This window comes from Stenotrophomonas sp. 8(2023), assembly GCF_030345295.1.
In the GTDB taxonomy this organism is placed as follows: Bacteria; Pseudomonadota; Gammaproteobacteria; order Xanthomonadales; family Xanthomonadaceae; genus Stenotrophomonas; species Stenotrophomonas muris.
Genome location: NZ_CP128404.1, coordinates 3,637,781 through 3,662,971, shown reverse-complemented (window position 1 = coordinate 3,662,971; position 25,191 = coordinate 3,637,781). Strand labels below are relative to the sequence as shown.

Genomic DNA, 25,191 nt, shown 5'->3' with positions numbered 1-25,191 from the left:
TGCGACAGACGGTCGCAGACGGCGCCGCAGGGGGCTGCCTAGAATGGCGCTTGAATCCGCAGGAGATGCAATGATGAAGGCTTGGAGGGTGGCAGTGGGACTGGGTGCGCTGATGCTGGCGCCGTCGGCGATGGCGCGGGTGTGTGCGGTGAGCATCGACAGCACCGACCAGATGAGCTTCAGCAGCCGCGAGATCAAGGTTGCCGCTGATTGCACCGCCGTGGACCTGACCCTGCGCCATACCGGCAAGCTGGCGGTCACCGCGATGGGCCACAACTGGGTGCTGACCCGCAGCGCTGATTACCAGCCGGTGGCGATGGCGGGCATGCGCATGACCCTGGCTGACAGCTACCTGCCGAAGGCCGACAAGCGCGTGCTGGCGCACACCAAGGTGATCGGCGGCGGCGAGACCACGCGCGTGCGTTTCTCTACCCAGGGCCTGCAGAAAGGTGGCGACTACACCTTCTTCTGTTCGTTCCCCGGCCACTTCGCGATGATGAAGGGCAAGTTCCTCTTCGGTTAGAAAAAAAAGGGGACGGAGGGGATTAAGTCGTTTGTGCACAAACGACTTAATCCCCTCCGTCCCCTTTTTGCGATCAGCCCTTGGTGGCCTTGAACGCCACGCGTGCAGCGGCGAGGGTGGCCTCGATCACCGCATCGTCGTGCGCGCTGGACAGGAAACCGGCTTCGTACGCCGACGGCGCCAGGAACACGCCCTGGTCCAGCATCGCATGGAAGAAGCGGTTGAACGCCGGGATGTCACAGGCAGTGGCCTGCGCATAGGTCTCCACCTTCTCGCTGGTGAAGAACAGCCCGAACATCGCGCCCACGCGGGTGGTGGTCACGGCCACGCCGGCTTCGGCGGCGGCCGCTTCCAGGCCGGCACACAGGCGCGCGGTGCGCTCGGCCAGGTCGGCGTGGAAGCCCGGTTGCTGGATCAGTTCCAGCATCGCCAGGCCGGCGGCCATCGCCACCGGGTTGCCGCTCAGCGTACCTGCCTGGTAGATCGGGCCGGCCGGGGCGATCTGCTGCATCAGCTCGCGGCGGCCGCCGTAGGCCCCGACCGGCATGCCGCCGCCAATGATCTTGCCGAAGGTGGTCAGGTCCGGGGTGATGCCGTAGTGCGCCTGTGCGCCGCCGAGGGCGACGCGGAAGCCGGTCATCACCTCGTCGAAGATCAGCAGCGCGCCATGCTTCGTGCACAGTTCGCGCAGGTGCTGCAGGTAGCCCTCGCGCGGCGGGATGCAGTTGGCGTTGCCGACCACCGGCTCGATGATCAGGCCGGCAATGTCGTCACCCTGCTGCGCGAACAGCGCAGTGGCCGCTTCGAAATCGTTGTAGGGCAGGGTCAGGGTCAGTTCGCTCAGCCCGGCCGGGACGCCCGGCGAGGTCGGCACGCCCAGGGTCAGCATGCCGCTGCCGGCCTTGACCAGGAACGAGTCGCCATGGCCGTGATAGCAGCCTTCGAACTTCACGATGCGGTTGCGGCCGGTCGCACCACGCGCCAGGCGGATCGCCGACAGCGTGGCCTCGGTGCCGGAGTTGACCATGCGCACCATCTCGCACGACGGCACCAGGCGGGTGATGGTCTCGGCCATGGTCACTTCGGCTGCGCACGGCGCGCCGAAGGACAGGCCGTTGTCGATCGCCTTCTTCACCGCCTGGCGCACGGCCGGGTGGTTGTGGCCGACGATCATCGGGCCCCAGGAACCGACGTAGTCGATGTAGCGGTTGCCGTCGACGTCGTACAGGTAGGCGCCGTCGGCGCGCTCGACGAAGAACGGTTCGCCACCGACCGATTTGAACGCGCGTACCGGCGAATTGACGCCGCCCGGCAGCAGTTGCTGGGCGCGGGAGAACAGGGCGTGGGACTGGTCGTGGTTCATGAGGCTTTCCTGGGCGTTACGCGAACTGGGCGAGGTAGGCGCGCTGGGTCGCGACCGGGTCTTCGGCGGCGAACACGCTGCTGACCACGGCGACCAGATCGGCGCCGGCGTCGATGATGGGACCGACATTGTCCGGCGTCAGGCCGCCGATCGCCACCCGCGGCACGCCCAGTGCGGCGCTTTGCCGCAGCAGGTCGGTATGCGCGCGGCTGCTGGTGACCTTGGTCGTGGTCGGGAAGAACGCGCCGAAGGCCACGTAGCTGGCGCCGGCGGCCACGGCCTTCTCTGCATTGGCAAGCTGGTCGTAGCAGGAGGCGCCGATGATGGCCTCGGCACCGAGCAGGGCGCGTGCGCTGGGGATGTCACCGTCGGTGCCGCCGAGGTGCACCCCCGCCGCGCCAACGGCTTTGGCCAGCGCCGGGTCGTCGTTGACGATCAGCGGCACGCCGTGTTCCGCGCACAGCGCCTGCAGGGCGGTGGCCTGCTCCCGCCGCAGCGCGTCACTGGCGGTCTTGTTGCGGTACTGCAGCCAGGTGGCGCCAGCGGCCAGCAGCGGCGCGGTACGGGCCAGCAGGCGTGCGGTATCGGGCTCGTCCGGGGTGATCAGGTAGACGCCGCGGGGCGCCGGGGAAGCAGAAGTCATCGATGGCTACCGGTGAGTGGACCGCGATGGGACAATGGCGGCCCGTGAATCCAGCCCTGATTATCCGATGAGCGATGCCACCCCCACCACCTTGCGCACCTGGATGTGCGTGGTCTGCGGCTTCCTGTACAACGAAGCGGAGGGCCTGCCGGAGGAGGGCATCGCGCCGGGGACGCGCTGGGAGGACATTCCGGAGACCTGGACCTGCCCGGACTGCGGGGTCACCAAGGCCGATTTCGAGATGGTCGAGGTCGATTGATGAGGGTAGGTGTGGACCGTTGGTCCACACACCGACACCCTCAATGCAGCCGCGGCATCGGTCCGCCGAGGTCGATCAGCTTCTCGCGCAGCCATTGCGCATCACTGGCTTCCGGGTTGCGCTTCAGGTACTGCCCCAGATCGTGGCGGGCACCGGCCAGGTACTCCAGTTGCAGGTAGGCCAGGCCGCGGTCACGCAGCGCATCGTCCTGCTCCGGGGCGAGCTTCAGCAGGCGGTCGGCACTGCGCGCGGCGCGGTCCCATTCGCCGGCCTCGGCATACACGCCGTGCAGGTTGCGCAGCATGCGCATCAGGATCGCGCGCGCCGGCGCCGGGTCCAGAATCTGCGCCAGCACCTGGTCGTCGGGCATCTGCCCGCCCAGGTGTGACTTGGCGCGTTCGCGCAGTTCGTCCACGTCCAGCGGGCGACCACCATTGAACGGGTCCATCACCAGCACGCCGTCGTCCACCGGCAGGCGCACCAGGAAGTGGCCGGGGAAGGACACGCCGTCGAGCGGAATGCCCAGCCGCCGCGCGACTTCCATCTGCACCAGCGCCAGCGAGATCGGGTTGCCCAGCCGGCGCTCGAATACCTGGTTGAGGTAGCTGTTGCGCGGGTCGTAATACTCGTCGTGGTCGCCGCTGTAGCCCAGCTCGTCGAACAGGTGGCGGTTGATCGCCGCCATCTTCAATGGACTGTTGTCGATGCTCTCCACTTCCGAGCGGAGGTGGTCGACATGGCTCTGGATCAGCGCATCGTAGGTCGACGGCTGCAGATCGGGGTATTCATCGCGCGCGATCAGCAGCGCGGTCGGCAACAGTGGCAGCGCCTCGTCTTCGAGGTCGGCCAGTGCATCCCAGTCGGGGAGTGTGATCCGGTCCTGCATGGCCACAGACTGGCGTCATTCGCAGGCCGTTTCAAGCGGTGCCGCGTGAAAAATGCAGGGGTCAGATCCCTTTCGCACGCGAAAGGGATCTGACCCCTGCAGGGTTGCCGGCCAGCGGCCGGCACTACTGCGGGTGCCGGGCGCGGCCCGGCCGTACCTTACTTTTCGATGCCCGGGCCGAATTTCAGCTCCGTGCCGTCCTTCAACTGCAGCTTCTCGGCCTGGCCGGCGTTGAGTTCCAGCACGTAGCGCGCCGGGCCACCGCTGGGGTAGGGCGGGCACATGTCGCCAGCCGAGCACGGCGGTACGTCGCGCTGCTGGCTGACCAGCCTGCGCTGGCTGTCGAAGTACAGGATGTCCAGCGCGATCCTGGTGTTCTTCATCCAGTACGCCTGCATTTCTTCGCGGTCGTGGATGAACAGCATGCCGTGGTCGGCCGCCATCTGGTCGCGGAACATCAGCCCGCGCGCGCGGGTTTCGTCATTGGTGGCCAGCTCCACCTGGTAGCGGGCGCCATCCAGTTCGACCCAATGGCGGGCCGCGTCGGTGGCACAGCCGGCCAGGGCCAGCAGCGGAAGCATCAGCAGCGAACGCAACAGCGACATCGTCAGGATCCTTCGGAAGGGTCAGAGCACGACCGGCGGCTCGCCGCCGACGATCACCACGTCGGCGCGACGGCGCGCGAACAGGCCCACGCAGACCACGCCCGGCAGTTGGTTGAGCTCGCGCTCCAGCTTTTCCGGATCGGTGATCTGCAGGTTGTGGATGTCCAGGATCTGGTTGCCATTGTCGGTGACCACGCCTTCGCGCCAGGTCGGCTGGCCGCCGGTCATGTCGCGGATCTGGCGGGCGACCAGGCTGCGCGCCATCGGGATCACTTCCACCGGCAGCGGGAACCTGCCCAGCACCGGCACCTGCTTGCTCGGGTCGACGATGCAGATGAAGCGCTCGCTGGCCTCGGCGATGATCTTCTCGCGGGTCAGTGCGGCGCCGCCGCCCTTGATCAGGCACTTGTTCGGATCGCACTCATCGGCGCCGTCCACGTACAGCGACAGGTTGCCGCTGTGGTTCAGCTCGATCACTTCGATGCCGTGCTGCTTCAGGCGCGCGGTGCTCTGCTCGGAGCTGGACACGGCGCCCTTGATGCGGTGCTGGATGCGGGCCAGGGCATCGATGAAATAGGCCACGGTGGAACCGGTGCCGACACCGACGATCATGCCGTCTTCGACGTATTCGATGGCTTTCTCGGCGGCCAGGCGCTTGGCTTCGGACATGGGAGAACTCTCAGGCAGGGAATCAGGATTTCTTTTCCAGCGACAGCAGCAGCTTCCACTGCGCGGCGGTCACCGGGAACACCGACAGGCGGTTGCCCTTGGCAACCAGCGGGAAGCCTTCGCCCAGTTCCTCGGCGTGCAGCTTGATCTCGTCCAGCGCGATCACCTGCTTCAGCTTGCGGTCGAAGGCCACGTCCACCAGCATCCAGCGCGGGTTCTCGCGCGTGCTCCTGGGGTCGTAGTAGTCGGATTTTGGATCGAACTGGGTGTCGTCCGGATAGGCGGTGCTGGCCACCGTGGCCAGGCCGACGATGCCCGGCACCTTGGTATTGGAGTGGTAGAACAGGATGCCGTCGCCCACCTGCATGCCATCGCGCATGAAGTTGCGCGCCTGGTAGTTGCGCACCCCGTTCCAGGGTTCGACCTTGACCTTGGCCAGGTCATCGATGGAGAAGGCGTCCGGTTCGGACTTCATCAGCCAGTAGCGCTTGCGGGCGGTCATGCGTTCACGGGGGCAGCGGAGGGGAACAGGGTGCCGTCTTCGGTGCAGATCGCATCCACCGGCACGTCCCACGACGCCACCGGCAAGGACTCGACCTGCTGCACCGCGAACGCAGCACCGACCAGCCAGGGCGGCGCCGGCCGGTCATGGCGGAAGGCGAAGCTGCGATCATACCAGCCGCCCCCCATGCCCAGCCGCCGGCACTGTGCGTCGAAGCCCACCAGCGGGGCCACCACCAGCGCCATCTGCGCCGGTTCCAGCGTATCGTCCAGCGCTACGTCCGGTTCGGGAATGCCGTAGCGGTTGCTGGTCAGCGCCTGTCCCGGCCGCCACGGCGCGAAGCGCAGCACGTCGCCGGCCAGCACCGGCAGGCAGTAGGTGAGGCCTTCGGGCAGTTGCAGCTGCCAGCGGTGCAGGGCGATTTCGCCATCCAGCGCCCAGTAGCCGGCCACGGCGCCTTCGCGTGGGGTGAACGGCAGGGCGAGCAGGGCATCGGCAAGGGATTCGGCGGCAGCGATGCGCTCACCGGCGGAAAGGTCGCGGCGGCGTTGCCGCAGGTCGTGGCGCAGGGCCTGGCGCGGGTCGGTCATGGCAGCGTGCGGCAAGGATCAGCCGCCATTGTGCCGGAAAGAACAAGGGCGACGCCCGAAGACGCCGCCCTTGCTGGAATATTGCATTCTCCGCAATGTCGATGCATGCGAAACGACCTTGAACCCGGGGGCTCAAGTGGGAACGCTGGAGAACCATCGGGCTTCCCGCTACAAGGCGGACCTGCACTCCCGGCGCTGTCGCGCTCCCGGTGTCGTTCTTAAGGGACAAGGCGAATGTTTGCACATGCCGTCGAGTACCGCAGAGAACGCGTGGCCATTATAGCCAGCGTGCAGGATCTGGATAGGCCGTTCGTCGGCAACAGTCCGTGCCAATTCAGATATGCGAAAAAGGGGACGGAGGGGATTAAGACGTTTCCGGCACGGATGGGGCGAATGCGCCTTAATCCCCTCCGTCCCCTTTTTCTAGGGGGTGCCGTCGATCGCGCGGTCGAGGCGCCTGTTCAGGTCGGCCAGCGTCTGCTGCAGGGCCACGGCCTGGCGGGCGTTCTCGTCGCGCAGCAGCTGCAGTTCGTGGGCCAGGTTCAGTGCGGCCAGCACGGCGACGCGGTCGACGGCGGCCATGCGGTTGCTGCCGCGGATTTCGCGCATGCGCGCATCGAGCAGGCGCGCGGCGGCCATCAGGCTGTCGCGTTCATCGCCGCCGACACCCACCGTGTATTCACGATCGAGGATGCGGACACTGACCGGTTCGGCGCTCATGTGTGCTGCTCCAGGGATTTGAGCCGGCTGATCATTGCTTCCACCCGCGAGCGTGCCTGCTCGTTCTTGGCCAGCAGCGTGGAACGCTCGGCCACCAGCTGTTCCTGCTGGTGGCGCAGGCTGCGGTTCTCCTCGGCCAGGCGCTGGTTGCGTTCGAGCAACGCTTCCACGCGGGCGGCGAAGTCCTGCAGCTGGGCAAGGGGATCGGCGGGTTCCATGCGGGCACGATAGGCAAGCCGGGCAAGGGCGGTCAAGCGTTGTCGCAGCAAGGCCTGGCGGCCGCAGAGAGGACGCCGCCGGGTTGCTACACTACGGGGTCTCACGGGCGCGCGCGTGCGCGCCCCGGGTTTCCTTCTCCGAACGAGCCGCACGATGACCGAACTTCCCTCCGTCGACGACGTTACCCGCGCCAGCCAGGAACTGGGCCTGGGCGCTACCGCTGCCGAGCTGCACGGTGCGCTGTGTGGCTGGCTGGCCGCCGGTGGCGCCCCCGGCAACGACTGGCCGGCACGGGTGCTGGCCGACGACAACCTGCCGCCGGTGGCCGCCGACAGCGTGCTGGGGCAGCTGCTGCAGGCGACCATCAAGCAGCTGGAAGACCGCGACTTCGCCTTCGAACTGCTGCTGACAGACGGCGACGACGTGTCCGCGCAGGCCGATGCCATGTTCAGCTGGACCCGCTCGTTCCTGGGTGGTTTCGGCCTGGGCAGCGGCGGCCGCCGCCCGACCTTGTCCGAAGAGGGTGAAGAAGCGCTGACCGACATGGCCAGCCTGGCACGCGCCTCCAGCGAGGATTTCGAAGCGGGTGGCGATGATGACGACGAAGCCCTGTCGGAGATCGAGGAGTTCATCCGCGTGGCGGTACTGCTGCTGCACGGTGACGTGGTGCTGGCCTCGCGCCATCGGCAGCGCCTGAACTGATGGACATCAAGCAGCGCACCGGCATCGCGGCCGGCGAATACAAGCGTCGGCGCCGCCAGCTGATGGACATGGCCGGCGAGGACGCGATCCTGGTGCTGCCGGCCGCGGCCGAGAAGGTGCGCAGCCTCGATACCCATTACCCGTTCCGCCAGGACTCGGACTTCCAGTACCTGAGCGGTTTCCCGGAGCCGGAGGCGGTATTGGTGCTGATCCCGGGCCGGCGCCACGGCGAGGCCATCCTGTTCTGCCGCGAACGTGATGCCGAGCGCGAAGCCTGGGACGGCAGCCGTGCCGGCCAGGAAGGCGCGGTGGCGCAGTACGGCATGGACGATGCGTACCCGATCGATGATCTGGACGACATCCTGCCGGGCCTGTTGGAAGGCCGTTCGCGCGTCTACTACCACTTCGGTCGCGACGCCGATTTCGACCTGAAGCTGATCGGCTGGGTCAACCGCGTGCGTTCGCAGGTGCGCCACGGCGCGCAGCCGCCGCATGAATTCCTTGAACTGGGTCATCTGCTGCACGAGCAGCGCCTGTTCAAGTCCGGCGCGGAAGTGGCGCTGATGCACCACGCTGCGCAGATCAGCGTGCGTGCACATCTGGCGGCGATGAAGGCTGCCAGGGCCGGCATCCACGAATACGAGCTGCAGGCCGAGCTGGAACGCGTGTTCCGCGCCAGCGATGCGGTGCCGGCGTATTGCAGCATCGTCGGTGCGGGCCGCAACGGTTGCATCCTGCATTACCGGGACAACAACGCGCGTTCGCGCGACGGCGAGCTGGTGCTGATCGACGCCGGTGCCGAGTACCGTGGCTACGCCAGCGACATCACCCGCACGTTCCCGGTGAATGGCCGCTTCAGCGCCGAGCAGCGTGCACTGCACGACCTGGTCGGCGATGCGCAGGCCGCCGCGCTGGCCCAGGCCAGGCCGGGCGTGCCGTACGAGGCCGGTCACCTGGCCGCGGTGCAGACCCTGACCGAGGGCCTGCTGCGGCTGGGCCTGCTGAAGGGGACGCTGGAAAAGAACCTGTCCGAAGGCCTGTACCAGCGTTTCTACCGGCACAAGACCGGGCACTGGATCGGGCTGGACGTGCACGATGTGGGCGATTACCGCCTGGCGGGCGATTCGCGGCTGCTGGAGCCGGGCATGGCATTCACCATCGAGCCGGGGCTGTACATCGGCGTGGACGATACGACGGTGGAACCGCGCTGGCGCGGCATCGGCATCCGTACCGAGGATGATGTGCTGATCACCGACGACGGTCATCGCGTGCTGACCGAAGGTCTGGCGCGCAGCGCCGACGAGATTGAAGCGGTGATGGCGGGGTAAGGGGTGTTCTGCAGGGCTTGCAGCCCTGCACCCGCAGAGGCAACAGCAAGAGCAACAGCAACAGCAACAGCAACAGCAACAGCAACAGCAACAGCAACAGCAACAGCGCGCATTCCGTGGGATGGCGGGGCACTGTGGGTGTGCGGGGACGCCGTGAACCCATCCATGGGGGCTTGGTCGCGGCATCCATGCCGCTCACACCCCGCAAACCCACAGTACCCCGCCTTCGACAGGTTCACGCGGCTGTTGGCAACTGCGGTTATTGGCACGCGCGGCTGTTGGTAGGTGTCGACCTTGGTCGACACGGAGCGAGCGCAGCGAGCGACCCGCTTCTGCTTTTCTTTCTTCTTTTTCCGTGGTTGGACGCAGCAGGAAACTGTCAAAGGACGGGCGGGGTGGGTTTGCAGGACCGTTGGCGCCATGGATGGCGCCATCGAGCCCCCATGGATGGGTTTACGGCGTGTCCTGCAAACCCACCCCGCCCGGCCAAGCGCGGCCTTTGATATCAGCGCCCAACCACGAGGGGCTCAGCCGTTCGCCGCCGCAAACGCCGGCCGCGTCAGGTTGTCCGCCTCGCCCTCGGTGCACAGCACTTCGTCTTCAATGCGGATGCCACCATACGGACGGAAGAAATCCACGCGGTCCCAGTTGATCGCATCACCATGGCCGGCGTCCTTCACTTCGTTCAACAGCATGTCGATGAAGTACAGGCCCGGTTCAATGGTCACCACCATGCCCGGTTCCAGTACGCGGGTCAGGCGCAGGTACGGGTGGCCCGCCGGGCGCTCGATGCGGCCGCCCTCGTCGCTGGCCGCGAAACCGGCCACGTCGTGCACCTGCAGGCCGATCAGGTGGCCGATGCCGTGCGGGAAGAACGCGGCGCTGACGCCGGTCTCCAGCGCGGTCTGCGGCGAGACCTTGATCACGCCGAAGTCCTTCAGCACGCCCATCAGCGAAAGATGTGCGTCCACGTGCAGCTGCCTGTAGTCGAAGCCCGGGCGCACCGCTGCGCACATCTGCTGCTGGGCGGCGTCGACGGCAGCAATCATCGCAGCGAATTCGTCGTGGCCCTGCGCGGCGTAGGTACGGGTGATGTCGCTGGCGTAGCCGTGCGCGCTGGCGCCTGCATCGATCAGGAAGCTGCGCAGCGGCTGCGGCGCCTTGCGGCCCAGCTCGGTGTAATGCAGCACGGCGGCATGTTCATTGAGCGCCACGATGTTGCCGTAGGGCAGCTCGTTGGCATCCTGGCCCACTGCCTGGCAGTACGCCATGTGGATGCTGAATTCGTCGGCGCCGTTGCGGAACGCGGCTTCGGCGGCGCGGTGGCCGCGCACGCCCAGCACCTGCGCCTGGCGCATCAGCGCGATCTCATACGGCGTCTTGCTGCCGCGGTGCCATTCCAGGTAGTTCACCACCGGTGCCGGGTTGTTCGGCACGTACCTGCCCAGCGCGCTCTGCGGCTCGCCGAGGATCGCGCAGCGCGACGGGTCGGCCGGCAGCAGGGCCAGCGCCTCTTCGGGCTTGCGGATGATGTGGATGTCGAAGTGCTCCACCCACCAGCCACTCGGTGCGTCCGGTACCACGTGCCAGTAATCGAAGGGCTGGTGGAAGATCACCGCCGGGCGCTTGCCCGGGGTGAACACGATCCAGCTGTTGGGCACCCGGGTCAGCGGCAGCCAGGCCTTGAACTGCGGATTGACCGCGTACGGGTAGTCGCGATCGTCGAACACCTGGTAGTGCAGGGTGCCGCTGGGCACGACCAGATGGTCGAAGCCGCCGCGGGCCAACGCCTGTTCGGCACGTCGGCACAGCACGGCCAGGTGGTCGGGGTACAGGGCGCCGGGGTCTTGCTGGATCATTGCGGTGGCTCGACACGGAAAACGGCCCTAGATTCTGCCGCATACCGGGAAAAACCGCTGTGCTGGAACCGGCACTCAGGCCGTCGAAACCGGTGCCTCGTCGCTGTCTTCGCCTATCCACTGGCGCAGCAGCTGCCGATGTTCGCGTGACAGGGTGAGGAAGCGGAAACCGGTCCAGCTCTGGCCGGGCACATGCGCCGGCTCGCTCCACAGCAGGTGCACGCCCACGTCAATGGCCTCGTGGCGGCCGTCACCGATCGGCAACGGGAAGCGGAACTGGTACAGCGCGTCCTCGCACAGCGGGGTGCTGGCCAGCATCAACATGCCAGTCTCGGAGACATTGCCGAGCCGGCCCACCACGCATTCGCGCATCTGGTCGGTGACCGGTACCAGGTCCGAGACCTGGCGACGCGGCGCGCGGCGGGTGTCCTGCGGCGGTTGCACGTTCAAACGGACGCCTCCCTGTAACGGCCGCCGGCCAGCGCACGCAGCGCACCGAGGCTGGCCTGCCATGCGCGATCGACCAGCCGCCCCTTGTCTTCGGTGACCAGCTGCGCGCGTCCGGCGCTGAGCTGCCGGGCCAGCGTATCAAGGTCGGTATCGGCGATCTTCTGCCCGCGCGGATTGACGAACAGGGCGTGGCCGGTCAGCAGGCTGTACCAGGACAGGCGCTGGCGGCGCAGGGTGCCGTCACCGTTGTCGATGTCGAACCAGCTGCCAAAGGGCAGGGTCACGAGCTGCTGGTAGGCCGCCTCTTCGGCGCTGCTGCGCGGCGTGCGCGGGGCGTCGGCGCTGCCGCTGGCAGCATGTTCGCCCAGTCGTGCACGTGCCTTCAGGCGCGCACTGAGCTCGGTGCGCGAGGTGCTTTCGTCCTCGCCTCCTGGCGTGGCCAGGCGGCGCGCAACGGCGGCGGCTTCCTCGGCGTGATAGCCGACCTGCACGAGCGCCGATTCCACCTCGTTGGCCAGCACTGCATCGGTGCCACCGTTGGCATCGACGGCCTGCGCGGTCACCGCGGCGATGCGCTCGGTCTGTAGCAGGCGTTCCTGCCACTGCGGCGAATCTTCGCCATGGCGCAGGCGGGTGAGGGTGAGTGCATCGGCCCAGGCCTGGCGCAGCAGGGTCTGCACGAAGCGCGGCGGCGCCTGTGTGTCGCAGCACTGGTCGATCTGCGCATTGGCCTGGCGACGCGCCAGTTCCAGCCGTTCCTTGCCACGCGCGGCCTCGACGTGGCGGCGCTCGGCCAGTTCGGCGCGATGGGCCGCCGCGCGCTGATGCTGCTGTACGTCTTCGTTGGCGGCGGCGAAGGCCTCGGGCGAGCGTGCATCCTGGCCGAGCAGACCCTGCACGCTCTGCGCCATGCGCTGCAGCAGCTGGGGGTCCACGTCATCGTCGCCCAGCCAGTTGGCGCCGACTTCGGCAATCTGGTTGAGCAGTTCGCGTGCAGGGTGTTCGTCGCGCACGAAGAAGCCGGGGTCGGCCATCGCCGCACGCGCCAGCGGTACCTGCAGGCGCGCCAGCAGGGCGGCCGGCACCGGGTCGGGGCGCTGCTGTTGCTGCACCTGCTGCATCAGCAGGCGCAGCAGGTCGAGGTTGTCGCGGTCGTGGCTGCCCAGCTGGGCCTGCGCGCCGTGCTCGCTGCGCAGCTGGGCGACCACCGCAGCCTGCAGGTCGGCGACGCCGGTGGCCGCGCTGGACTGGGCCTGCAGCCGCGCGAGGACCGCATCGACGGCCGCACTGGGCACGGCAGCGGTGTCCGCAGGAGGGGCAGTGGCATGGCGGGCCTGCTGCAGCAATTCATGCAGCGCACTGCCGGTGGACGTGGTCACGCCGGCGGTGGCTGCGCCCGGCGTACCCGCGTCGTTGAATGCGTCCTGCACCAGGTTCGACCAGGAACCGGCCGGAGCGGAGCCGTTCCAGCCGGTCAACGGCGCGGCGGAACGCTTGGCAGGCTGGGTCGTGCGGCCGCCGCCCACCGACTGGGTGATGATCCGCCGGGTGCTCGACGAGCGTGCCAGGTACGGGGTGTAGACCAGGCCCGGCAGCACGCCATGCTGGGCCAGCAGCGCATTGGCGCGGTCCAGCACATCGCCCAGGCGTTCCAGCACCTGCCGCTCGAAGCTGCGGTACAGCGCAAGCTGCACCTCCACGCCAAGGGCGTCCTGTTCGGCGATCCGGCGCACCATCGCGCACAGGGCCTGCGGTGCCAGTGGCAGGGTGTCGGCCTCGAACGCCGGCGCCGCCGCGAGCACGCCCAGGCGCTGTCCCAGCAGGTTCAACGTATTGGTTGAACGCAGGGTCTCGCGCCGGATCATTTCGGTCAGCAGCAGGTCGCGATCCACCTCGTGCTCATCGACCAGCGACAGGCCGAGCGCGCCCGGTAGCGGCGGCGGCGAAGCAGGGGCCGCAGCGGCGATGGACGGCTCGCGCAGGCCCGCCAGCGCTTCGGCCACGGCATCGAGCATGCGGTCGGCGAAATGGCCGGCGAAGGCGTGCAGCTGGCCACGCTGGGCCATCAGGTCCGCCTGCTGCATCGGATTGCGTGCACGGTCGGCGTCGTGCAGCAGCGTCTGCTCCAGCGCTTCGACGGTCAGGATCAGGGGCGCGGCCAGCGTTTGCCGGCACAGGCCGATCAACGCACCCAGCAGTTCACGCACCCGCGATGGCAGGTCGCTGGCGGCCAGGCGTGCTTTGTCGGCAGAGGTGATGGAAAAGACAGCTGACATCGGCGAGCGGTACCCGGATTCCCGCGGATCGATCCTGTGAATCTACCGTGTCGGCCGCAGTCGGCGCTACTTTAGGCTGAACGTGTCTCACGTTCATCGGGCAGGGCCGACGGATGAACGGTAGTGCCGGCCGCTGGCCGGCAGCGCTGTCTTTACCAGAGTGGCCAGCGGCCGGCACTACCCGGTATGGCGGAAGGCTTATTCCTCCAGGAACAGGCTCACCACATCGTTGGTGAACCGGCGGCCCAGCTCGGTCGGCTGCACATGACCCTCCGCCACCTCCAGCCAGCCGCGCTGGACGGCCTCGGCCAACGGAGCGTCCAGTACGCCGCGCGGCAGCCCGGTGCGCGACTCGAAATCGCGAAGGCCGAACCCTTCGTGCAGGCGCAGCAGGTTGAGCATGTACTCGAACGGCAGGCGCTCGGCTGCGATCACATCGTCACCCCCGAAAGAGGCCGGCGTGCCAGCGCTGTCCAGGTAGGCCTGCGGATGCTTCAGCTTCCAGCGGCGCAGCACGTGTTCTTCGGCGCCCGAGCTGATCTTGCCGTGCGCACCGGCACCGATGCCCAGGTAATCGCCGAAACGCCAGTAGTTCAGGTTGTGCGCGCTTTGCCGGCCGGGGCGCGCATAGGCGCTGACCTCGTACTGGCCGAAACCAGCCTGTGCCAGCAATGCCTGGCAGTGTTCCTGCATGTCCCAGGCGTTGTCTTCATCGGGAATGCCCTGCGGCGGCCGCGCGAAGAACACCGTGTTCGGTTCCAGGGTCAGCTGGTAGTGCGAGATGTGCGCCGGTTGCAGTGCAAATGCACGCTCCAGGTCGGCCTCGGCGCCGGCCAGGGTCTGTTCCGGCAGCGCATACATCAGGTCGATGTTGAAATTGTCGTAGCCCGCGTCCTGCGCCATCTTCACCGCGCGCTCGGCTTCGCCACCGTCGTGGATGCGGCCCAGGCGCTTGAGCATGGCGTCGTCGAAACTCTGGATGCCGAAGCTCAGGCGGTTCACGCCGGCCGCGCGGTAGCGGTCGAAACGGCCATGCTCGGCGGTGCCCGGGTTGGTTTCCAGGGTGATTTCGGCGTTGGGGGCAAAGCGCAGGCGCGCGCTGGCCTGCTGCAGGAAGCGGTCGATCGCTTCCGGCGGGAACAGGCTGGGCGTGCCGCCACCGAAGAACACGCTGTGCACCACCCGGCCCCAGACCAGCGGCAGGTCCTGGTCCAGGTCGCGCAGCAGTGCATCGATGTAGGCCTCGAACGGCAACTCGCCCTTGGCCTGGTGCGAATTGAAATCGCAGTACGGGCATTTGCGCACGCACCACGGCAGGTGCACGTACAGCGACAGCGGTGGCGGCACCAGCCGCGGTGCGCTGTCGTGGTCAGCGGAGCAGGCTTCGCCGGGCAGGTGGTTGCAGTGGTCGTGGGCGTGCGGCATGGGCTTCATCGGTAGTGCCGGCCGTTGGCCGGCTTCCCTGGTTCGATCAGGTCGGGCGTCAGTACAGCGTCGCCAGCTGTTGCTTGAGCTGCTGCAGGGCAACGGCACGGTGGCTGATGGCGTTCTTCAACGCCGGCTCCATTTCCGCGGCGGTCAGGCCGTGGGTGGTGTCCAGGAACACCGGGTTGTAGCCGAAACCATTCGTGCCACGCAGCTCACGGATGATCTGCCCTTCCCAGCGGCCTTCGCAGATCAGCGGCTGCGGGTCGGTGGCGTGGCGCAGCAGCACGATCACCGCATAGAAGCGGGCACTGCGCTGACCATCGGGAACACCGGCCATCGCGTCCAGCAGCTTGGCGTTGTTGGCAGCGGCGTTGGTCGGGTGGCCGGCATAGCGCGCGCTGTACAGGCCCGGTGCACCACCCAGGGCATCGACGATCAGGCCGGAATCATCGGCCAGCGCCGGCAGGCCGGTCGCTTCGCAGGCGGCGCGTGCCTTCAGCAGCGCGTTCTCGACGAAGGTCAGGCCGGTCTCTTCCACGTCGCCCAGGCCCAGCTCGGCGGCCGAGGTGATCTGCAGCGGCAGGTCGGCGAGGATCTCCTGCATCTCCACCAGCTTGCCGGCATTGTGGCTGGCCAGTACCAGTTTCTTCATTGACGGGGCTCCAACAGGTCCCAGGTGTTGCCATACAGGTCGCGGAATACCGCGACCGTTGCATAGGGTTCTTCGCGCGGTGCTTCCAGGAACTCGACGCCGGCGGCCAGCATCGCCGCGTGGTCGCGGTGGAAGTCGTCGGTGTTGAGGAAGAAGGCAACGCGGCCACCGGTCTGGTTGCCGATGCGGCTGCGCTGTTCCTCGTCGCTGGCACGGGCCAGCAGCAGGGCGGCGGCGCTGCCGTCGGTCGGGCCGACCACCACCCAGCGCTTGTGCCCCTGGTCGATGTCTTCGAGCAATGTGAAGCCGAGCTTGCCGGTGTACCAGGCAATGGCTTCGTCATAGTCGGCAACCACCAGGGTGGTCAGGGCGATGCGCCGGTTCATGCCGACAGCGCCGCCTGCTGCGCGGCCAGCAGCTCGGCCACGCCCTTCTCGGCCAGGCCCAGCAGCGCGTCCAGTTCATCGCGACGGAAGGCGTGGCCTTCGGCGGTGCCCTGCAGCTCGATGAAGCCGCCACCGTCGTTCATCACCACGTTCATGTCAGTGTCGCAGTCGCTGTCTTCGGCGTAGTCCAGGTCCAGCACCGGGGTGCCGCGGTACACGCCCACCGACACTGCTGCAACTGCGCCCAGGACCGGGTTGCGCTTGATGTCGCCACGCTTCATCAGCACGTTCACCGCATCGACCAGGGCCACATAGGCGCCGGTGATGGCGGCGGTGCGGGTGCCACCGTCGGCCTGCAGCACGTCGCAGTCGAGGGTGATGGTGCGTTCGCCCAGCGCATTGCGGTCCACGCAGGCACGCAGGCTGCGGCCGATCAGGCGCTGGATCTCCAGCGTGCGACCGCCCTGCTTGCCACGGGCCGCTTCGCGGTCGCTGCGGGTATGGGTGGCGCGCGGCAGCATGCCGTACTCGGCGGTGACCCAGCCTTCGCCCTTGCCGCGCAGGAAGCCCGGCACGCGGTTCTCGACGCTGGCGGTGCACAGCACGCGGGTTTCACCGAAGCACACCAGCACCGAACCTTCGGCGTGGCGGGTGAAGCCGCGTTGGATGACGACCGGGCGGAGCTGGTCGGGCTGGCGGCCGCTGGGGCGGGAGTCGGACATGGTGCGGGTTCCGTAATGGCGAGGGAGTACGCCGCCATGCCCGCGGCCTTCACGGGGCGGGCAAGGGGGCTCTGGTGAGGGCGCTAGGGTACCATTCCCCCTTTGCACGCACCGGACACATTCCATGATTCGAAGCATGACCGCCTATGCCGGCGGCGAGCGGGTCACCCCGTGGGGCACGCTGGGCTGCGAGCTGCGCTCGGTCAACCACCGCTTCCTGGAGGTCGGCACCCGCCTGCCCGAGGAACTGCGGGCGCTCGAACCGCAGCTGCGCGAGCGTATCGCCGCGCGCCTGAGCCGCGGCAAGCTGGATCTGGTGATGCGCCTGCGCGCGCCGGAGGCGGCTGCCAACCTGCAGGTGGACGAGGCCCTGCTGGGCCAGCTGGGCCGCCTGGCCCACCGCCTGACCTCCGATTTCCCGAACCTGCAGGTCAGCTTCACCGATCTGCTGCAGCTGCCGGGCGTGACCCGCGGCGAGGCCACGGATGCCGCCGCCCTGCAGGTCGAGGCGCTGGCCCTGCTGGACCAGGTGCTGGACGGCTTCGTCGAAGCGCGTGAGCGCGAAGGCGGCAAGCTGGCTGCGGCCATCAGCGAACGCGTGGACGGCATCGAACGCATCGCCACCGAAGTGCGCACCTTGATTCCGGCCATTCGCGACGGCCAGCGCGCCAAGCTGGCCGCCCGTCTGGCTGACCTGCCGCACCCGGTCGACCCGGGCCGTGCGGAGCAGGAGCTGGTCCTGTGGCTGCAGAAGCTGGACGTGGATGAAGAGCTGGACCGGCTCGGCAGCCATATCGTCGAGATCCGCCGCGTGCTCAAGCAGCGCGAGCCGGTCGGCCGCCGCCTGGACTTCCTGCTGCAGGAGTTCAACCGCGAAGCCAATACGCTGGGCTCGAAGTCGGTGGACAGCCGCACGTCCAATGCCGCGGTGGAGCTGAAGGTGCTGATCGACCAGATCCGCGAGCAGGTGCAGAACATCGAGTGATGTTGCGTGCAGCGATACAGCAGGGGCGCCTTCGGGCGCCCTTGTCGTTCCAGCGCATCAGCGCACGCTGACGCCCGGCGCCCCTTCACCCAATCGCCCGACCACGGCCGCCTGGCCGAACCCTGCGTCGTGGAAGCAGGCCAGCACCGCATTCACTGCCTCCGGGGCGCAGGACACCAACAGCCCGCCACTGGTCTGCGGATCGGTCAGCAGTGGCTGCCAGTGGCCGGCCAAGCGTTCGGCGAAGCGCACTTCGGCGCCATACGAGGCCCAGTTGCGGGCGGAGGCGCCGGTCACGCAGCCGCGCTGCAGCAGCTCCAGCGCCTGCGGCAGCAGCGGCACCTGTGCACTGTCCACTTCGGCAGCGACGCCGCTGGCGCGGCACACTTCCAGCAGGTGGCCGAGCAGGCCGAAGCCGGTGACGTCGGTCATCGCGTGCACGCCGTCCAGCGCGGCCAGCGGCACGCCCACGCTGTTCAGGCGGGTAGTCGACGCGATCATCTGCCGGTAGCCCTCTGCATCCAGCACTTCTTGCTTCAGCGCCGACGAGTACACGCCCACGCCCAACGGCTTGCCCAGCACCAGCACATCGCCGGCGCGGGCATCGGCATTGCGCTTGAGCCGCTGAGGATCGAGCACGCCGATCGCGGCCAGGCCGTAGATCGGTTCCACCGAATCGATGCTGTGGCCGCCGGCCACCACGATGCCGGCGTCGGCGCAGGCACGCTCGCCGCCCTGCAGGATGCCGCGGATGGTGTCCTGCGGCAGGGTGTTGATCGGCATGCCGACGATGGCCAGCGCGAACAGCGGCCGCGCGCCCATCGCGTACAGGTCCGACAACGCGTTGGTGGCGGCGATGCGGCCGAAGTCGAACGGGTCGTCGACAATGGGCATGAAGAAATCGGTGGTGGCGACGATTGCCTGGCGATCATCGAGGCGGTACACCGCGGCGTCGTCGCTGGTCTCGCGGCCCACCAGCAGTTCGGCCGGTGCGGGAAGTGCTGGAACGCCGCGCAGCAGTTCGCTCAGCACGCCCGGCGCGATCTTGCAGCCGCAGCCGCCGCCATGCGCGAGAGAGGTCAGTCGTCGCGTGGCATCGGCCGTGGATGGGGCGGGTGACTGCGCGTGCGTGGCCATGCCGACATCTCCTGCGGAAACACGAATGGCGGAAGGCAGCAGGAGTCGAACCTACCAGGGAACGATCGACGCCCCCTACTGGGTTTGAAGCCCAGCCGCATGCCCGGATGCGCATGCCTTCCGAAAGTACGGCGGTACCGGTGGGCTCAGTCGCGGGCTGCGTTCCACTGCAGGTCGCCGCGCGGCCGATGCTGGTCACCGACGCGTCGAGTGTAGCCAACGCGATTGAAGAACTCCAAGATCTGGATGCTGCGTTTGCGGCCCAGGCCGATGGCATCGCGGAAGGCCGCCGCATCCACCGCGCCGCTGGCCTGTGACAGCTGCGCGACCATCGCGGCGAGTTCCGCAATGCGCGCGGGTGCATAGAACAGGTCCGGCACCACCTGGAACAGTTCGCCACGTGCGGCGGCGCGGCGCAGGACGGCGCGGACATCGTCTTCGGTCAGTCCGAAGTCGGCGGCCAGAGTACGCACCCACGGCGGATCGAAGCCACCGGCGTGCAGTTGCGGCAGCACGCGTTCCAGCAGCAGGCGCTCGCGTTCCGGTGGCGCATGGTCATGGCCGGGCAGGCGCCACCAGGCGCCCACGCGTTGCACGCTGCCGTCGTCCAGCAGGTCCTGCAGCAGCGCATTCCAGAGCCCCGTCGCAAGCGCGGGCAGGGTGCTGCGTTGCAGGCGCCCGCTGTCGACACCGGGTTCGTCCGGGCGTCGCTCATGCCAGCTACGCAGCGATGTGATCACCTGCTCGTGCAGCACCTGCCAGTGCGAGGCAAGGATGACCACCGTGTCCTCGCGGGTGATGATGCGCTGTGCGTCTGCAGGAAGATCGATCCGGTCGGCCGCGCGCCGGCAGTAGCGTTGCAGCGCGGCCATGGCAATGCCGAAGGGCGCCTGCTGCAACAGCGGGCCGATTCCCGCACCTGTGGGCAGCTGCTCCAGTGCGCCCAGCCAGGCGAGCCGTGCCGGGCTGCGCCGGCGCCGCTGTGGCGGGTCCGGGTCGAGCACGACGCCACCGCCCAGCGTGTGGGTCGCGGCGGAATCGCGGGCGATGAAGCGATCACCACACATCGCACAGACCGGTGCATCGAACACCAGCTGCACCAACTGCCCATCACCTTGGTCACGGTCCTCCAGCAGCACCACATGGGCCTGCCGGTGCATCGTGCCCCAGTGGATGTGCAGGGGTGCCCAGTCGCGCAGTGGTGCTGCCCGTGCGGACAAGCGCAGGCGCACATCGACGCGGGTGGTGGCCAGCAGCGCGCGCGGGTCGGCAATCCAGTCGCCACGATGAATCTCGTCGCGGGCGATGGCGGCCAGGTTCAACGCGCAGCGCTGCCCGGCCATGGCGTGGTCACTGGCCTGGTTCTGCGCGTGGATGCTGCGCACGCGCACATCGGTGGCGGCGGGCATCAGTTGCAGGTGCTCGCCCACCGTGACGCCGCCGCCATGTACCGCGCCGGTCACCAATGTGCCGTGGCCGGCCAGCGAGAACACGCGGTCCACCGGCATGCGGAACAGCTCGCTGCGCAGCGCGGCCTGGCGCGCGTTGGCCTCGCCGGCGGCCCATGCGTGCAGGTGGGCGCGCAAGGCGTTGATGCCTGCGTCATCGGGGGACGTGCTGTTACAGGCGAACACGGGGGAACCCTGCAGCGGCGTTCCGGCCAGCAAAGCGGCAATCTCGATCTCGACCCGGGCGATGCGCGCGGCGTCCACGCGGTCGATCTTGGTCAGCGCCACCGCGCCGCGATCCACGCCCAGCAGCTGCAGGATCGCCAGATGCTCGCGGGTCTGCGGCATCACGCCGTCGTCGGCGGCGACGACCAGCAGGGTGACATCGATACCGGTGGCGCCGGCCACCATCGTGTGGACGAAGCGCTCATGACCCGGCACATCGACGAAACCCAGCGTTGCGGCGGGGCCCGTGCCGTTCGCGCTTTCCACCGGGACATAGGCATAGCCCAGTTCAATGGAGATGCCGCGCGTGCGTTCTTCCTGCAGGCGATCGGTTTCGATGCCGGTCAGTGCCCGCACCAGGCGCGTCTTGCCATGGTCGATATGCCCGGCGGTGCCGACGATCATGGTTGCAGCGTGCTCCATTGGGCGAGGAAGTCCGCTTCGTCGGCCGGTTCCAGGCAACGCAGGTCCAGCCACAATGCGTCCTCGCCGATGCGGCCCAGCACCGGTCGCGGCAGCTGGCGCAGGCGCTTGGCCAGGCGGTCCAGACCGCCACGTTGCGCAGTGGTGATGCGCAGGCCGGCACTGCCGAGCTGCGCCTGTGGCTGCGCACCACTGCCGATCTGGCTGTGCATCCGTGCCTGTTCAAGCATGTAGCCGGTCGGCAGCGCCGAGCGCAGCGGCGGCAGCAGGCGCTGGGCCTGCGCATCCATGTCCTGCTGCGGGCGCGAGAGCGTACGCAGTGTCGGCAGCCGTTGCGCCAGCAGCTCCGGCTCGCGGTACAGCGCCAGTACCGCCTCCAGCGCGGCCAGGCCCATCTTGTCCATGCGCAGCGCACGCTTGAGCGGGTTGCGGTTGATCCGCGCGATCAGGTCGGCGCGGCCGGCGATGATGCCGGCCTGCGGCCCACCCAGCAGCTTGTCGCCACTGAACGAGACCAGGTCGGCACCGGCCGCCAGTGTTTCCTGCACGGTCGGCTCGTGTGGCAGGCCGAAGGCCGCCAGGTCGCACAGGCTGCCGCTGCCCAGGTCCACCACCAACGGCAGGCCATGGTCGTGCGCGATCGCTGCCATCGCCGCGGTGTCGACCTTGGCGGTGAAGCCGGTGATCGCGTAGTTGCTGGCGTGCACCTCCATCAGCAGTGCGGTGCGCGCGCCGATGGCATGGGCGAAGTCGGCCGGGTGGGTGCGGTTGGTGGTGCCCACTTCCAGCAGCCGCGCGCCGGCACTGCGCATCACATCGGGAATGCGGAAGGCACCGCCGATTTCCACCAGTTCGCCGCGCGACACCACCACCTCGCGGCGGTTGGCCAGGCTGTTGAGCAGCAGCAGGACCGCCGCCGCATTGTTGTTGACCACGGTGGCGGCTTCGGCGCCGGTCAGCTCGCAGACCAGCGCCTGCACCCGTGCATCGCGGTCGCCGCGGCGGCCGCGGGTGATGTCGAATTCCAGGTCAACCGGTGCGGCCATCGCGCGGGTGACGGCCTGCACCGCGGACTCGGGCAGCAGGGCGCGACCCAGGTTGGTATGCAGCACGGTGCCGGTCAGGTTGAACATCGGCTGCAGGTTCAGCCGTGCATCGGCGATGAGTGCGGCATCGAGCGCCGCGACCAGTGCCGGGCCTTCAATGGCCTGATGCAACTGCTCGGCCGAGAGCTGCGTGGCACTGATGCGCTCACGCAGCGCCTGCAGATGTACGCGCAGCAACTGGGTGATGCGGCTGCGGCCGTGGCCCTCGATCAGTGTTGCCAAGGCAGGCAGGCGCAGCAACCGGTCCAGCGAGGGCAGCGCGGAAGCCGATGCCGGGGTGGGGGGCGTGGCTGTCATCGCCTCACTCGCCGTCGGATTGCCACAGCAGCGGATTCTGGCTGGCGCGTGCATAGCCTTCCTCGCCCAGCAGCAGGTCCAGCGCCAGCGTGCCAAGGTCATCAGCCACCGGTTCCAGCGACGGATCTTTTTCCAGATACAGGATCTTGCGGTAGCTGTGGCAGTGGTCGCAGGTTTCTGCACGTACCGCGCTCTCGCGCACCGCCTGGCCGGTATCGCCGTCGGCATCAGCCAGGGCGCGATAGGCGATGTCCTTGCCAGCGGCGCCACACTGGCTGCACTGCACGCGCACGTAGTGCCACTGGCAGGCGCACAACGAGCACGACAGGTAGCGGTAGGAGGCATAGGGCGGGCGGGCCTGCACCATGCTGGTCACCGGCAGGGTGCCGCACAGCGGGCACAGCCCTGGCGCATCGGCCAGCGGCTTCAGGTCGCTGGGGCGGAAGCTGGCCGCCAGTACTGCCCAATACACCTGCAACGCATTCATCACCAGCAGCGCAGCGACCGCGTCGACCGGGGGCGCGTCAGCGCGTTCCAGCACGGCGTGGGCCTGCGCATCCAGCCAGGTGTCGTCGGCGGCGGCGACGCGCAGCAATTCCTGCCGTGTTTCCGCCGGTAGCCCCGCTTCGTCGGCGCAGTGCCGGCACAGCGTGCGCAGCCAGTCGCGCCAGCGCCCGTCCAGATGAAGTGTGTTGGCGGGCCGCAACGGCATGCCGGCACTGGCGGCCGCGCTGGACTGCTGCGCGCGCGCGTGGTCCTGCAGCGCCTCGCGTTGCTGGGGTGTCAATTCCTCCAGCAGCGCCTGCTGTGCATCGGCCAATGCCGCCAGCAGCTGCAGGTAACCGCCGATGGCGCTGTGCGCGGCCAGGCTGCGCAGGCGCGCCGCGCGTGTGGCGAACAGCGACCCGGTATCAGGCAGGATGATGCGCGGCACGTCGCGCGAGGCGAACGTCTCGATCTCACCGGGTTCAAGGATGCGTTGCGCCATGCAGGGCCAGCCAGAAGAACCAGCCTCCATCCTCGCCGTTGTCAGCGCTGGCGTCCAGCGCACTGTAGGCCATTTGAAATGGTCGGGGTCAGATCCGTTTTCCACAGGAAAACGGATCTGACCCCATCGGTTGTTGCCGTGTTCATCGTGTCGACCAAGGTCGACACCTACCAAAAGCACCGGGGAACTGTCGAAGGCGCCTCTGCAGGTGCAGGGCCGCAGGCCCTGCCGTTACCCCTCTTCCCGACGTCCGCGCAGGATGTCCCGGAACCATTGCCGGTGATGCTTGTACGCCCACCCATAGGTCACCTTGCCCTGGGTCATCGCCCGCACCGAGCCCTTGATCCAGAGCGCCGCATAGATGTGCACCACGATCGCGCACACCAGCACCCAACCGAACAACGCATGGGCCAGCACCGAGAAGCGGATCAGCCCGATCGGGAAGAGATGGCTGAAGTATTGCCGCCAGATCACGAAGCCGGTCAGCAGCAGTGCCGACAGGCAACCAATGATCGCCCAGAACAGGAGCTTCTGGCCGGCATTGAAGCGGCCCACCGGCGGCAGCTTCTCATCCTCGTTGCGCAGTACATCGCGCATGCCGCGCATCCATGCGCGATCGTCGGCCGTCGGCAGATTGTCGCGCCACATGCGGAACGCCAGAAACGCAAAGCCGACCACCATGGCCAGCCCGATGAACGGATGCAGGATGCGCGTCCACGGGCCGCCACCGAACAGCTGGGTCAGCGGAAACAGCGCGGGATGGAACAGTGCCAGCCCGGACAGCGCCGTCAGCACGAAGCAGATCGCCACGATCCAGTGATTGATGCGGGTCGGCGCGCGGTAGCGGATGATCTGCCGCGGGTGCGGGGCGTACTTCATGGCCGCTGCTCCTCTTCGATCTTCCTCGCCTCGTGTTCGGCTTCCTCTTCTTCCTCGTCATTGACCGTGTTGCGGCCGATGCCGATGTAATGCAGGAAGCCGGCGAAGGCGGTGGCGGCGATCGCCAGCACGCCCAGCGGCTTGGCCACGCCCTTCCAGACTTCCACCATCGGGCTGATCCGCGGGTCCTTGGGCAGGTCGGCGTACAGCTCCGGCTTGTCCACATGCTGCAGCACGTACATCACGTGGGTGCCACCCACGCCCTGCGGGTCGTACAGGCCGGCGTTCCCGTAGCCGCGCGATTTCAGGTCTTCCACGCGGCCGGCCGCGTGCTCGGTCATCGCCTGCTTGCTGCCGAAGGTGATCGCCCCGGTCGGGCAGGTCTTCACGCAGGCCGGTTCCTGGCCCACCGCCACCCGGTCCGAACACAGCGTGCACTTGTAGGCCTTGTGGTCCTTCTTGGAAATGCGCGGCACGTCGAACGGGCAACCGGTCACGCAGTAGCCGCAGCCGATGCAGTTCTCTTCCTGGAAGTCGACGATGCCGTTGGCGTACTGGATGATCGCGCCCGGCGACGGGCAGGCCTTCAGGCAGCCCGGGTCGCTGCAGTGCATGCAGCCCTCCTTGCGGATCAGCCACTCCAGCTTGCCCTTCTCGTCCTCGTACTCGCGGAACTTCATCACCGTCCACGACTGGTCGCTCAGGTCGGGCGGGTTGTCATAGCTGCCAACGCAGCTGCCGACCTCGTCGCGCAGGTCGTTCCATTCCATGCAGGCGACCTGGCAGGCCTTGCAGCCGATGCATTTGCTCACATCGATCAGCTTGGCGACCTGGCCGGTGTGCGCACCGCGCGCTTCCGGCGAGGGCGTGGTGGTGGCCGAGCGGCGGATGATGTCCAGCGATTGCAGTGACATGGCGTGT

The 25,191-nt window shown here is 68.0% G+C and carries 27 protein-coding genes, 1 tRNA gene and 1 other RNA gene; 5 read left to right on the top strand and 24 right to left on the bottom strand.

Translation table 11 applies throughout. The features are described 5' to 3' along the window. Positions 1-73: 73 nt before the first annotated feature. Entirely contained in the window at positions 74-523 is a 450-nt protein-coding gene (gene azu / locus QP609_RS17020) for an azurin (protein ID WP_032956045.1), read from the top strand. A 73-nt stretch (positions 524-596) separates the two neighbouring features. Here azu and hemL read toward each other — a convergent pair whose 3' ends face one another. Together hemL and thiE are read right to left on the bottom strand one after the other, a co-directional pair. Further along, positions 597-1,886, bottom strand: a complete 1,290-nt coding sequence (gene hemL, locus QP609_RS17015) for a glutamate-1-semialdehyde 2,1-aminomutase (RefSeq protein ID WP_049407023.1) — start codon at positions 1,884-1,886, stop codon at positions 597-599. Between the two features lie 16 nt (positions 1,887-1,902). Beyond that, positions 1,903-2,529, bottom strand: coding sequence for a thiamine phosphate synthase (gene thiE / locus QP609_RS17010; protein ID WP_046432341.1), 627 nt, complete (start codon positions 2,527-2,529; stop codon positions 1,903-1,905). 34 nt (positions 2,530-2,563) lie between these two features. On the opposite strand from thiE, the gene QP609_RS17005 reads away from it, so the two are divergent. Further along, complete coding sequence (locus QP609_RS17005) at positions 2,564-2,788, top strand: rubredoxin (RefSeq protein WP_075076014.1); 225 nt, start codon at positions 2,564-2,566, stop codon at positions 2,786-2,788. Between the two features lie 40 nt (positions 2,789-2,828). Here the strand turns inward: QP609_RS17005 and QP609_RS17000 are convergent, their stop codons facing one another. The 8 genes from QP609_RS17000 to QP609_RS16965 form a co-directional block, all read right to left on the bottom strand. Next, positions 2,829-3,674, bottom strand: a complete 846-nt coding sequence (locus QP609_RS17000) for a SirB1 family protein (RefSeq protein ID WP_024957828.1) — start codon at positions 3,672-3,674, stop codon at positions 2,829-2,831. 158 nt (positions 3,675-3,832) lie between these two features. Continuing rightward, positions 3,833-4,279: a DUF192 domain-containing protein gene (locus QP609_RS16995; protein ID WP_014648292.1), complete on the bottom strand. Its 447-nt coding sequence runs from the start codon at positions 4,277-4,279 to the stop codon at positions 3,833-3,835. A gap of 21 nt (positions 4,280-4,300) precedes the next feature. Continuing rightward, the gene (gene rpiA, locus QP609_RS16990; RefSeq protein WP_014648291.1) at positions 4,301-4,948 is read right to left on the bottom strand and encodes a ribose-5-phosphate isomerase RpiA; all 648 of its coding nucleotides are present in this window, start codon (positions 4,946-4,948) and stop codon (positions 4,301-4,303) included. Positions 4,949-4,970: 22 nt separating this feature from the next. Next, a complete protein-coding gene (locus tag QP609_RS16985) occupies positions 4,971-5,450 on the bottom strand; it encodes an EVE domain-containing protein (RefSeq protein ID WP_046432339.1) in 480 nt (159 codons plus the stop codon). Further along, the gene (locus QP609_RS16980; RefSeq protein ID WP_075076013.1) at positions 5,447-6,040 is read right to left on the bottom strand and encodes a 5-formyltetrahydrofolate cyclo-ligase; all 594 of its coding nucleotides are present in this window, start codon (positions 6,038-6,040) and stop codon (positions 5,447-5,449) included. Before QP609_RS16980 ends, QP609_RS16985 begins: the two co-directional genes overlap by 4 nt. Before the next feature lie 83 nt (positions 6,041-6,123). Beyond that, positions 6,124-6,309, bottom strand: a non-coding RNA gene (gene ssrS, locus QP609_RS16975) — 6S RNA. A gap of 154 nt (positions 6,310-6,463) precedes the next feature. Next, positions 6,464-6,760, bottom strand: a complete 297-nt coding sequence (locus tag QP609_RS16970) for a cell division protein ZapA (protein ID WP_005410899.1) — start codon at positions 6,758-6,760, stop codon at positions 6,464-6,466. Then, positions 6,757-6,978 (bottom strand): TIGR02449 family protein, encoded by a 222-nt coding sequence (locus tag QP609_RS16965; protein ID WP_005410898.1) that lies wholly within the window; start codon positions 6,976-6,978, stop codon positions 6,757-6,759. The genes QP609_RS16970 and QP609_RS16965 overlap by 4 nt, the downstream gene beginning before the upstream one ends. Before the next feature lie 154 nt (positions 6,979-7,132). On the opposite strand from QP609_RS16965, the gene QP609_RS16960 reads away from it, so the two are divergent. Both QP609_RS16960 and QP609_RS16955 read left to right on the top strand, forming a co-directional pair. Then, positions 7,133-7,681 (top strand): YecA family protein, encoded by a 549-nt coding sequence (locus tag QP609_RS16960; RefSeq protein WP_014648288.1) that lies wholly within the window; start codon positions 7,133-7,135, stop codon positions 7,679-7,681. 5 nt (positions 7,682-7,686) lie between these two features. After that, positions 7,687-9,009 carry an aminopeptidase P N-terminal domain-containing protein gene (locus tag QP609_RS16955; protein ID WP_087786593.1) on the top strand — a complete coding sequence of 441 codons (1,323 nt, stop codon included), beginning with the start codon at positions 7,687-7,689 and terminating at the stop codon, positions 9,007-9,009. Positions 9,010-9,536: 527 nt separating this feature from the next. On the opposite strand, the gene pepQ is transcribed toward QP609_RS16955, so the two are convergent. The 7 genes from pepQ to rph all read right to left on the bottom strand — a co-directional run bounded on the left by pepQ (position 9,537) and on the right by rph (position 16,782). Further along, on the bottom strand, positions 9,537-10,868 hold the full coding sequence (gene pepQ, locus QP609_RS16950; RefSeq protein ID WP_046432334.1) for a Xaa-Pro dipeptidase: 1,332 nt from the start codon (positions 10,866-10,868) through the stop codon (positions 9,537-9,539). A gap of 75 nt (positions 10,869-10,943) precedes the next feature. Continuing rightward, positions 10,944-11,318, bottom strand: a complete 375-nt coding sequence (locus QP609_RS16945) for a PilZ domain-containing protein (protein ID WP_197621651.1) — start codon at positions 11,316-11,318, stop codon at positions 10,944-10,946. After that, on the bottom strand, positions 11,315-13,594 hold the full coding sequence (locus tag QP609_RS16940) for a DUF1631 family protein (protein ID WP_046432332.1): 2,280 nt from the start codon (positions 13,592-13,594) through the stop codon (positions 11,315-11,317). Before QP609_RS16940 ends, QP609_RS16945 begins: the two co-directional genes overlap by 4 nt. Before the next feature lie 198 nt (positions 13,595-13,792). Then, the gene (gene hemW, locus QP609_RS16935; RefSeq protein WP_142235216.1) at positions 13,793-15,019 is read right to left on the bottom strand and encodes a radical SAM family heme chaperone HemW; all 1,227 of its coding nucleotides are present in this window, start codon (positions 15,017-15,019) and stop codon (positions 13,793-13,795) included. Between the two features lie 58 nt (positions 15,020-15,077). Beyond that, a complete protein-coding gene (gene rdgB, locus QP609_RS16930; protein WP_032956061.1) occupies positions 15,078-15,674 on the bottom strand; it encodes an RdgB/HAM1 family non-canonical purine NTP pyrophosphatase in 597 nt (198 codons plus the stop codon). Continuing rightward, positions 15,671-16,060, bottom strand: a complete 390-nt coding sequence (locus QP609_RS16925; RefSeq protein WP_197621650.1) for a VOC family protein — start codon at positions 16,058-16,060, stop codon at positions 15,671-15,673. The genes rdgB and QP609_RS16925 overlap by 4 nt, the downstream gene beginning before the upstream one ends. Next, positions 16,057-16,782, bottom strand: a complete 726-nt coding sequence (rph, locus tag QP609_RS16920) for a ribonuclease PH (RefSeq protein WP_014648280.1) — start codon at positions 16,780-16,782, stop codon at positions 16,057-16,059. Before rph ends, QP609_RS16925 begins: the two co-directional genes overlap by 4 nt. Positions 16,783-16,906: 124 nt before the next feature. Here rph and QP609_RS16915 point away from each other — a divergent pair, with 124 nt between their 5' ends. Beyond that, entirely contained in the window at positions 16,907-17,767 is an 861-nt protein-coding gene (locus tag QP609_RS16915; RefSeq protein WP_005410888.1) for a YicC/YloC family endoribonuclease, read from the top strand. A 57-nt stretch (positions 17,768-17,824) separates the two neighbouring features. On the opposite strand, the gene selD is transcribed toward QP609_RS16915, so the two are convergent. From selD to fdxH, 7 genes are all read right to left on the bottom strand, one after another. Beyond that, complete coding sequence (gene selD / locus QP609_RS16910) at positions 17,825-18,904, bottom strand: selenide, water dikinase SelD (protein WP_197621649.1); 1,080 nt, start codon at positions 18,902-18,904, stop codon at positions 17,825-17,827. Positions 18,905-18,930: 26 nt separating this feature from the next. Beyond that, positions 18,931-19,026: transfer RNA gene (locus tag QP609_RS16905), tRNA-Sec, on the bottom strand. Positions 19,027-19,050: 24 nt separating this feature from the next. Next, positions 19,051-20,982 carry a selenocysteine-specific translation elongation factor gene (selB, locus tag QP609_RS16900; protein ID WP_197621648.1) on the bottom strand — a complete coding sequence of 644 codons (1,932 nt, stop codon included), beginning with the start codon at positions 20,980-20,982 and terminating at the stop codon, positions 19,051-19,053. After that, positions 20,979-22,403, bottom strand: coding sequence for an L-seryl-tRNA(Sec) selenium transferase (gene selA, locus QP609_RS16895; RefSeq protein WP_046432326.1), 1,425 nt, complete (start codon positions 22,401-22,403; stop codon positions 20,979-20,981). The genes selB and selA overlap by 4 nt, the downstream gene beginning before the upstream one ends. Positions 22,404-22,407: 4 nt before the next feature. Beyond that, the gene (gene fdhE, locus QP609_RS16890) at positions 22,408-23,391 is read right to left on the bottom strand and encodes a formate dehydrogenase accessory protein FdhE (RefSeq protein ID WP_197621647.1); all 984 of its coding nucleotides are present in this window, start codon (positions 23,389-23,391) and stop codon (positions 22,408-22,410) included. A 231-nt stretch (positions 23,392-23,622) separates the two neighbouring features. Beyond that, the gene (locus QP609_RS16885) at positions 23,623-24,270 is read right to left on the bottom strand and encodes a formate dehydrogenase subunit gamma (protein WP_049440476.1); all 648 of its coding nucleotides are present in this window, start codon (positions 24,268-24,270) and stop codon (positions 23,623-23,625) included. Continuing rightward, positions 24,267-25,184 (bottom strand): formate dehydrogenase subunit beta, encoded by a 918-nt coding sequence (gene fdxH / locus QP609_RS16880; protein WP_197621646.1) that lies wholly within the window; start codon positions 25,182-25,184, stop codon positions 24,267-24,269. Before fdxH ends, QP609_RS16885 begins: the two co-directional genes overlap by 4 nt. Positions 25,185-25,191: the final 7 nt, after the last annotated feature.